The 9,275-nt window shown below is 32.6% G+C and carries 6 protein-coding genes and 1 pseudogene; 3 read left to right on the top strand and 4 right to left on the bottom strand.

The genetic code is table 11. The features are described 5' to 3' along the window. Window positions 1-887 precede the first annotated feature (887 nt). The 3 genes from smc to dapF are packed head-to-tail and all read right to left on the bottom strand — an operon-like array spanning window position 888 to window position 5,796. A complete protein-coding gene (smc, locus tag SULYE_RS03290) occupies window positions 888-4,406 on the bottom strand; it encodes a chromosome segregation protein SMC (RefSeq protein ID WP_007546474.1) in 3,519 nt (1,172 codons plus the stop codon). Next, on the bottom strand, window positions 4,403-4,939 hold the full coding sequence (gene thpR, locus SULYE_RS03285) for an RNA 2',3'-cyclic phosphodiesterase (protein ID WP_007546473.1): 537 nt from the start codon (window positions 4,937-4,939) through the stop codon (window positions 4,403-4,405). The genes smc and thpR overlap by 4 nt, the downstream gene beginning before the upstream one ends. After that, window positions 4,936-5,796 (bottom strand): diaminopimelate epimerase, encoded by an 861-nt coding sequence (gene dapF, locus SULYE_RS03280; protein WP_007546471.1) that lies wholly within the window; start codon window positions 5,794-5,796, stop codon window positions 4,936-4,938. Before dapF ends, thpR begins: the two co-directional genes overlap by 4 nt. 480 nt (window positions 5,797-6,276) lie before the next feature. Here dapF and elbB point away from each other — a divergent pair, with 480 nt between their 5' ends. Genes elbB through SULYE_RS03265 form a run of 3 tightly spaced genes read left to right on the top strand, consistent with a single transcriptional unit; the run spans window position 6,277 to window position 8,940 of the window. Then, the gene (gene elbB, locus SULYE_RS03275; protein ID WP_007546467.1) at window positions 6,277-6,933 is read left to right on the top strand and encodes an isoprenoid biosynthesis glyoxalase ElbB; all 657 of its coding nucleotides are present in this window, start codon (window positions 6,277-6,279) and stop codon (window positions 6,931-6,933) included. Further along, the gene (locus SULYE_RS03270; RefSeq protein WP_007546465.1) at window positions 6,930-8,504 is read left to right on the top strand and encodes a bifunctional ADP-dependent NAD(P)H-hydrate dehydratase/NAD(P)H-hydrate epimerase; all 1,575 of its coding nucleotides are present in this window, start codon (window positions 6,930-6,932) and stop codon (window positions 8,502-8,504) included. The genes elbB and SULYE_RS03270 overlap by 4 nt, the downstream gene beginning before the upstream one ends. Next, entirely contained in the window at window positions 8,491-8,940 is a 450-nt protein-coding gene (locus tag SULYE_RS03265) for a nucleoside deaminase (RefSeq protein WP_007546464.1), read from the top strand. Before SULYE_RS03270 ends, SULYE_RS03265 begins: the two co-directional genes overlap by 14 nt. Window position 8,941: 1 nt before the next feature. On the opposite strand, the pseudogene SULYE_RS03260 reads toward SULYE_RS03265, so the two are convergent. Further along, window positions 8,942-9,275 (bottom strand): annotated as a pseudogene (locus SULYE_RS03260) (hypothetical protein); the annotation flags it as partial.

Genomic DNA, 9,275 nt, shown 5'->3' with positions numbered 1-9,275 from the left:
TAACCAAAGTTGACTTGATTGCAAACTTTGATGTATTGAACTTTCTAACCCACACGGTTCAGATGTAACGGATTTTGTTGTGGTTCCCGATCATGTGATTTCTACCCTTTCTAACCCACACGGTTCAGATGTAACACCTCCTTTTATTTAAGTTTCTATTACCTGCATATGCTTTCTAACCCACACGGTTCAGATGTAACTGACTTAAATAAACTATTAGAATCAAACTCAGAAAACTTTCTAACCCACACGGTTCAGATGTAACCCGCTAAATTTTTACTCAAAAATAAAATCGCTTATAGCTTACTCTATCAATATTCTGATAACCATTATACCAAACTTTTAAAAAACCTGCAAGTTGAAGTTTTTTTCCGCAAACCTCGATATACAGAAAATATATTATTATATTTTATCCTTTAACTTCCCGCTACAAGCCAACTGCTGAAAACCCTAAACTCAGAAAGGGGCGGAAAATATCACTCCTTAATTTCCCGATCTGAAAAAATTTTAAAATAAAAAATTACAAATTTTCAAAAATTTAAAAGCTAAAAAATTCAAAATCAAAAAATCCTATTTAACAAATACTTACATTCACTTTTCAAAAAATCCCTTTCAAACCATCACTACACAAGCTTAAATCAAACATCAAAAAATAAAATTACATTACCAATACCTTAGCTTTACTGACTTATAAATCATTTTACCAACTCATCAATCAATCAAACAAAAATCATTAAATTATTGATAAACCAATCTCTAACGTCTCACTTCTCACATCTCACGTTCTCACGTAATATAAGCTTGTGCGGGCTAACCTATTCAATTGCCAAGGTTCAGTAAAAAAATTAAAAATCTAAATAATAATATACAAAAAAATTTTCTACATGTCAAGTTAAAACTTCTTCATTTACTTCTTGAGACTGTTCTCCTCTTATTTGATTTATATCCAATGTATAAATGTTAGATATGCCATCTTTTGCTGATACGCCTATTATTCTGTCTGCAAAGCTTGCCATTGCATCTCTATGGGTAACTACTATAAACTGTGCTTCTTTTGATAGCTCTTTCATCAACTGACCTACTTTTCTTGCGTTCGCATCATCAAGCGCTGCATCTACTTCATCAAAATAGTAAAATGGTGCCGGTCTGTACTGCTGGACTGCAAATAAAAACGATAAAGCTGTTAATGTTTTTTCACCGCCGGACATCATTTCAAGCCTTTTTACATCTTTGCCCCTTGGTCTTGCCTTTAAGAATACACCACCGCTTAATGGATTTTGCTCGTTTTCAAGCTCTAAGTATGCTTTTCCTGATGGAGATAAGATTTTAAAGTTCTTGGCTAAATTTTTGTTTATGTTTTCAAACACTTCCATAAACGCCTTAACTTTCTTTTCTTCTAAGCTTTCTATAAGCTCTTCTATTGCTTTTTTCTCATTTATTAGTGTGTCTAACTTTTCTTTTATTTCATTGTATCTTTTTTCTTCTTCCTCATAATCCTCAATAGCTTTTTCATTTACAAATCCAAGATTTTTTCTTCTTTCTTGAAGCTCTTTTAATTTTTTCTCAATCTCTTTAACATCTTCTTCTATTGGCTCGCCGCTGTATTCTTCTTTAAGAAGGATTATCTCTTCTTCTAAATCTGCTATTTTTTGCTCTGCTTTTGCTTTGTCTTGTAAAAGTAAAGTTGTCTGTCTGTTTATGTTATCTTCTTCGTATCTTAGGTTTTTAAGCTGGTCTTTTAAATTAGATATAGTATTTATCAGCCTTTCTCTTTCTTCTTCCTGTCCTTTTAAGCCTTTCCAAAGCTCTGATAACTGTTTTGTAAGGCTATCTAACTCTAATTTTGTATTTTCTATATCTGATTTTTTGTTGTAAAGCTCTTTTTCTAAAGCAGATTTTTCGCTTTCTATCTGGAACACTCTTATTCTATGGCTTTCTACTTTGGATTTTAATTTTTCTATCTGGTTCTCAAGCTCTTTCTTTTTGTCTCTTAGTGAGTAAACTTTTTGAGTTGTTTCTTCCCATTCTTTTCTTAGTTTGTTTAATCCCATGCTTTCCATACGGCTTAGCATTTTTTCTTTTTTATCTTTTACTTGAGAAAGCATAAGGTTTAAGCTTTGTATGTTTTTGTTTATCTCTTCAATCTTGCTTTCAAGTTCTAAGCTTTGTTTTTTTAGATTGAAAATCTCATTTTCTATATGTCCAATTCTTAAATTTTTGTTTGTCAGCTCCCTTTCTAATTCTTGTATTCTTGAGTTTACACTTTGAGATTCTGTTTGTAGTTTTACAAGATTTTTTTCATTCTCTGCTATTTTTTGATTTATAAGCTTGAGTTCATTTTCTATTGCTCTTTCTTCTTCTTTTAATTTTTGGTCTATCTCTTCAAGTTTTTTCCTCTCTTCTTCTAAAAATGACCTTCCGATTGTGATGCTTTGCTTTTCTGAGCCACCTGTTATTGTTCCTGATTTTTCAAAGACTTCGCCGTCAAGTGTAACCATTCTATAATTTCCAATTCCAAGAACCTTAGCCGTGTCAAATGTATCTATGATAATAGTATCTTGAAATACATACTTTATGGCTTTTTCAACTTTTTTATCATAATTTACAAAATCTATCGCATAACCTAAAACGCCTTTTGCCAAAGGTAATTTTGGATTGTCTTGAACTTTTATTTTGTTTAAAGGAATAAATGTAACTCTCCCTGCTTTTTCTTGCTTTAGAATATCTAAACATTTTTTTGCTACATCTTCATTTTCAACTACAACGTTTTTAAGCCTTCCGCCACCTGCTACTTCAATGGCTGTTTGGACTTTTGGGTCTTTTATTGAAATGATTTCTGAAACAGCTCCATAAACACCTTCTATGTTTTTAAAAAGTAGAGATGTTTTATCTTCTCTAATATTGCTTAGCTGTGCAAGGACTTTTGCAAGCTCTTGGAAGTTTTTTTCAAGCTTTTCTCTGTTTTCTTTTAATCTTTTCTCTAAAACATCTTTTCTGACTTTTAATCTGTTTATTTCACTTGTGATGTTTAAAACTTCTTTTTGGCTGTCTTTTGTGTTTGATTTTATATTTTCTATGGTTTTTTCTATGTTTTCAATCTCTTGTTTTAGGTTTTCAATCTCTTTTTTGTAGTTTTCTGATTTTTCTACTGTGATTGTGTATTTTAGCTGATATTCTACTTTTTGCTTTTCTAACTCTTTAATTTTGTCAAGCAGCTCTTTTTCTTGTCTTTCTATCTCTCCCAAGTCATTTTTAACGGAAGAGTCAAATATTTCATACTCTTTTAGCTTTTTATTTTTTTCTTCAAGTTCTTTTTCTGCTTCTAAAAGCTCTTTTTCTATATCCGGTAGCTGTTTTTCAACTGTTTTTATCTCTTCTTCAAGCTTCAGTATATCTTTTACTATCAGTTCTTTTTCTTGTATTAGCTGTTTGATTTTAGAGTCTATGCTTTGTGTATCTTTTTCAAGGGCATCTTTTTTCTCGTTTAAACTTCTGATGCTTGCAGTGATAGAACCTTCCTGCTCTTTTATGGGTAAAAATGAGTTTTGAATTTCATTTAATTTATTTTCTAAATCTCTGATTTGATTTAATATTTGTTTTTGTTTTTCTATGTTTTCTTCTTTTGATTTATAAAATTGTTGCAGGTCTTTTTCTATGTCTTGAAGATGCTCTAAGGCTTGTTGTTTTTGACTGAGTAGATGATAAAGTTTTGCTCCAAGAAGTCTATTTTCAAGCTCTTTTATCTGACTTTCTATGTTTATTGCTAAAATTGCGTTTTCTTTTTCTTGCTGTAATTTTTTTAGTGTATGCTCTATCTCTTTTAAAACTGCCTTTACATTGTCTACCTTCTCTTGCGCTTCTTTTAAGTCTGCCAATGCTTTTTGCTTTTTCTCTTCATAGATGGTTATTCCTGCTATCTCGCTTAGAAGCTCTCTTCTCTCTCCGGGAGTCATGTTTACAAATTTATAAATATCTCCTTGCGTGACAATGTTGTAGCCTTGGATGGGTATTCCTGCCTGAGTTAATAAGTCTTCTACTTCCTGTTGTTTTACTGTTTTTCCATTTATTTTATATGTAGATTTTCCGCTAAGCTCTACTTTTCTTGATATTCTTACTTCTTCTGAGTTTATAGGAAATGCTCCAAGATTTTTAAAAACTATCTCAACTTCTGCATAAGGTGCTGATTTATCTTTTGAAGAAAATATTAAATCTGTAAGCTTTAAAGCTCTCATTGCCCTGGCTGACGCAATACCAAGACAAAAAACTATACTATCACCTATGTTGCTTTTTCCCGCTCCATTTGGACCTACTATCGCAGTAAATCCCGGACCAAGTGGAATGGTTAAATGTCTATCTCCGTAAGATTTAAAGCCATAAACGTTGATTCTATCTATATAAGTTTTCATACCTTTTTGTAAACTGCACCTTTTGGATTTAGCGTACTTTCAATTATATCAACTGTTATTATTTTTTGTTTAAAAAAGACTTTGTCTTCATACTTTTTTATTTTTTCTAAAAATGATTGTTGCTTTACTTCTTTAATTCTTACAATCGTAATGTGAGGCAGGAATCTTTTAATCTCTCTTTTAAATCCAAGATTTGCCATCTGATTTTCTACATACTTATTTATCTCTGTAAGGACTGGGTTTTCTTCTACCTTAAAGTATAAAACCTTTGGCTGTTCTAAATTTGGAAAAACTCCAAGTCCTTTAACGACTATCTGCGTTTCTATCTCTTTATTGATACATTCAGACAAATTATTTTTTATATCCTCTATCTTATCGTCTTCCACATTTCCTAAGAATTTATAAGTTATGTGAAAGTTTTCAGGTTTAACCCAACTACCTGTCAAAACACCGGAAAAATCTTTTTTAATCTCTGTATAATGCTTTTTTAATCCTTTGCTATCAATAAAACTGCCTATAAAAATTCTTTTCATTCTAAAAGCTCTCTACTGATGTAGCCACTGCAAATTTCTTGAACTTCTCCGGTCATTTTAATATTCCAATCTTCATCTATGCTAATTTTAAGCTCGCCGCCAATCATTTTAATCTTAATTTCTCTATCTGTAAGACCTTTTTTAACAAGTACAGATGCAACCCCGCACGAAGAACTTCCTGAGGCATAAGTAAATCCTGCCCCCCTTTCCCATATTAAAATCTGTGCTTCATTTCTGCTAATTGGCTTAACAAACTGGACGTTTATCCTGTTTGGAAAAAGTGGATGATTTTCTATCATTGGTCCATACTTTTTAATCTCTTCTTCATCAAGATTTTCTTTTATGATTACACAGTGAGGATTTCCAACAGATACACAGCTGACTTCAAACTCTTTATCTCCAACCGTGATTTTTTCTGACATAAACTCTTCTTTGTCTGTATTGACCGGGATTTGTTTTGCGTTAAAAATAGCCTTTCCCATATCAACGGTTATGATTTTTGCCTTGCCAAATCTATTTTTTTCTTCTATTTTCGCTTTTACAATACCACCTTTTGTTTCAACTGTAAACTCTTCTTTGTCTATATAGCCATAATCATAAAGAAATTTACAAAAAATTCTAAGTCCGTTTCCGCTTTTCTCTGCTTCGCTACCATCCGGATTGAAAATCCTTAGCTTAAAATCTGCTACATCTGAATTGTATTTAACTAAAATTCCATCGCTTCCTATCCCGTAATGAACATCGCAGATTTTTTTTATCAAATCTTGTGTTAGCTCAAAATCTATTTTATCTGAGTCTAAGACGATGTAATCATTACCAAGCCCATGTGATTTGACAAAAAAGTTATTTTTCTCCAATGCTTATCTCCGCTTTATGTTTTTGGTAAATAATTTTATCAGAATTAAGAAGATGTATAAATAATAGTGAGATCTTGCTTTAAAATACCTTGCGTGAGAAATTAGTGATTTTTATAAAATTTAAAAATGAGATCCTTCGGACTTACGTCCTCAGGATGACAAAGAAAGGTTGAATAATAAGCATCAGAGAAAGGACAACCTTATTTGTCATTCTGCAGCCGGCGGAGAATCTCCTGTTTTTGTTGAATTTCTCGCTCCGACGCATAATTATAAAACTTATTTTATCAAAGTTTAAAAAATTTTTAGTATATTTACTATACGATGACAGGTAAAGGTTGATTAATAGGCATTAGAAGAAGAATAACCTGAGATGTCTTTAGCAGCCGTGCAAATAATATTCTACTTTTATTGAATTTTTGCTCGTCGTATATAATATTATTAAAGAAACAATCTTTTATAAAAAATTTGGGAGGTTTGATTATGAAGGTTGGTATTTTGCTGGCAGGTTGTGGAGTGTTTGACGGTGCAGAAATCCATGAGGCAACTTTAACATTGTATTTTCTTGATAAAGCCGGTGTAGAGACTGTAATCATGGCTCCAAATATCAAACAAAAGGATGTAATCAACCACCTTACAGGCGAGCCAATGAATGAAGAGAGAAACGTTCTTGTTGAAGCTGCAAGAATCGCAAGAGGAAACATAAAAGATATAAATGACGTAAAAGCTGAAGATATTGATGCTTTGATTATGCCCGGTGGATATGGTGTAGCTAAAAACTTTTCTAACTTCTTAGAAAAAGGTGCTGAAGCTGATGTAATTCCGGAAGTTAAAAGGCTTCTTGTTGATATGTTTAAAGCTGGAAAGCCAATAGGTGCTATCTGTATATCTCCTGTTATTGTAGCAGCAGCATTAAGAGAAGCTAAACCAACTGTAACAATCGGAACAGATATTGATGTAGCTAAAGCAATAGAAGACATGGGCGCAAGACATTTGGCTTGTCCGGTTAACGAGATGGTAGTAGACGAGGAAAACAAAATCGTAACTACTCCTGCATACATGCTTGGAAAGACAATAAAAGACGTTGCAGAAGGAATAGAAAAACTTGTCAATAAAGTAATTGAACTTGCTAAAAAATGAAAATCTTAAAATCTTTTGAGATAGCCAACACTGACAAACGAACTATTGAAATAACCGGCATACCGTCTTTGGTGCTTATGGAAAGTGCCGGACGGTCTGCCGTCCAAATAATTTTACAGCATTACCCAAATTCAGAAAAAATAACAGTAGTGGCAGGTAGTGGAAATAATGGCGGTGATGCGGTAGTTGTAGCAAGGTACTTAGCAAAGCTTGGCAAGGAAGTATATTTATTTATTTTGGCAGAAAATGAAAGCAAGCTTTCTCCTGATAATCTAAAAAATCTTGAAATCTTTAAAAACTTTGGATTTACATATCAGTTTATTACAGACAAAAATCTTGATACATTAGAAAAAAATCTTGTTCAAACTGATTTAATCGTTGATGGGATTTTTGGAACGGGTTTTAAGCCGCCTGTAAAATCTTTTCGAGAAAATGTTATAAAACTGATAAATCAAAGTAAGAAGCCTGTTGTAAGTATTGATATACCATCGGGTCTTAGTGCTGATACTGGCAACGTTGAAGGAGAAGTTGTAAAAGCAGATATAACAATAACCTTTGGTTATCCAAAAATCTGTCATGTCTTATATCCGGCATTGCAGTACTGCGGAAAAGTGTACGTTGCCGATATTAGCTTAAATCCTGTATATGCAGAAGCTGAAAGATATCTCGTCACACCGGAAAATCTTACTTTGCCGGTCAGAGAAAAAACAGGTCATAAATACACATTTGGTCATGTGCTGGTTGTTGGCGGTAGCGCTGGAAAATCAGGGGCTGTTATAATGGCGTGCAGGTCGGCTACAAAATCAGGAAGCGGTCTTACTACTGCAATAGTTCCAGATTGTATAAATCAAGTAGTAGAAATAAATCTCATTGAAGAGATGAGTATTCCGGTTAGGTCTGAAAATGGAATGTTTGGTGAAAATCCAGAGAAGATTTTAGAAATCATCCAGAATGGTAAATTTTCTTCGATTGTAGTTGGAATGGGAATGGGCGTATCTAAAACAAATCAAGAGATTATAGAAAAACTCTTAACCATCGACAAGCCTTTAATCATTGATGCTGACGGAATAAATAACCTTGCTAATATAGAAAATTTTAAAGAAAAGCTTTCATATAGAAACAACATTACTGTACTGACACCACATTTAGGAGAGTTTTCAAGAATAACAGGATTATCAGTTAAAGAAATATCAGAAAACTATGAAGAAATAGCAAAAGAGTTTTCAATTAATACAAAAAGCTATGTAGTTTTAAAATTCCATAGAATGGTTATTTTTACACCGGATGGTAAGATTTATTACAGTAATAAAGGAAATCCTGGAATGGCAACAGCCGGCAGCGGAGATGTTTTAGCCGGAATGGTTGGAGCATTGATAAACAGACTCAGCCCGGAAGATGCTCTAAAACTTGCTGTATACTTACACGGCTATGCAGGAGATTTGGCAGTTAAAGACGTTGGAGAAGAAAGTCTAAAGGCAACAGACATTATAGATTACATTCCAAAAGCACTTAAAAATTTAGCAGAGATAAAATCAAATCTAAAAACATCTTTGATTTATGAACTATCATAAAAAATTTATAGACCAAGCAGTAAAAGAAGCAGAGAAAGCATTAAAGAAAAACGAAGTTCCGGTCGGTGCTATCATAGTAAAAGACGGAAAAATAATTTCAAAAGCCCATAACCAAAGAATTTCAAAAAATAATGCATTGTATCATGCAGAAATCTTAGCAATAGAAAAAGCCTGCAAAAAACTTAAAACTTGGCGTTTAGATGATGCGGTATTGTACACAACTCTTGAACCTTGCCTAATGTGTACCGGTGCAGTAATGCAAGCAAGGATTAAAAAAGTTGTCTTTTGTGCAAAGGATGAAAAAGGCGGAGCAGTTTTAAGTAAATACACAGTTTTTGACGATAAAAAACTTCCATTTAACGTTGAGTATGAATACATTCCGGATGAAAGATGTAGTAAACTTTTAAAAGAGTTTTTCAAAAAGCTTAGAGATTAGATTATTTTGCAAATGGTAAAAGCTTAATTATCAACTCTACCGCATCTTTGTTTATGAAAACGATTAAGAATGCCAAAACGATAAACATAATTGTAAACTTTTTATCAAGCTTCTGTATATCATTTTGCAATTTTAACACTTCTTTGTCTATCTTAGCTTCAAGCTCTTTATGACTTATTTCTATCTTAGATTCCAATTCTGTCTTTAATAATTCTAAATCAGCCTTTGTAGCAAGTTCTCTAGTAAGCTCATCTTTAAGCTCAAGCTTTTTTTGCTGTGATAGCTTTCTGATTTTTGTCAAGCTCGTTATAAATCAGCTCAATCGTTTGAGCAAT

Origin of the sequence: Sulfurihydrogenibium yellowstonense SS-5, assembly GCF_000173615.1 — a bacterium.
Taxonomy (GTDB): Bacteria; Aquificota; Aquificia; order Aquificales; family Hydrogenothermaceae; genus Sulfurihydrogenibium; species Sulfurihydrogenibium yellowstonense.
This window is presented reverse-complemented; position numbering and strand designations above follow the sequence as displayed.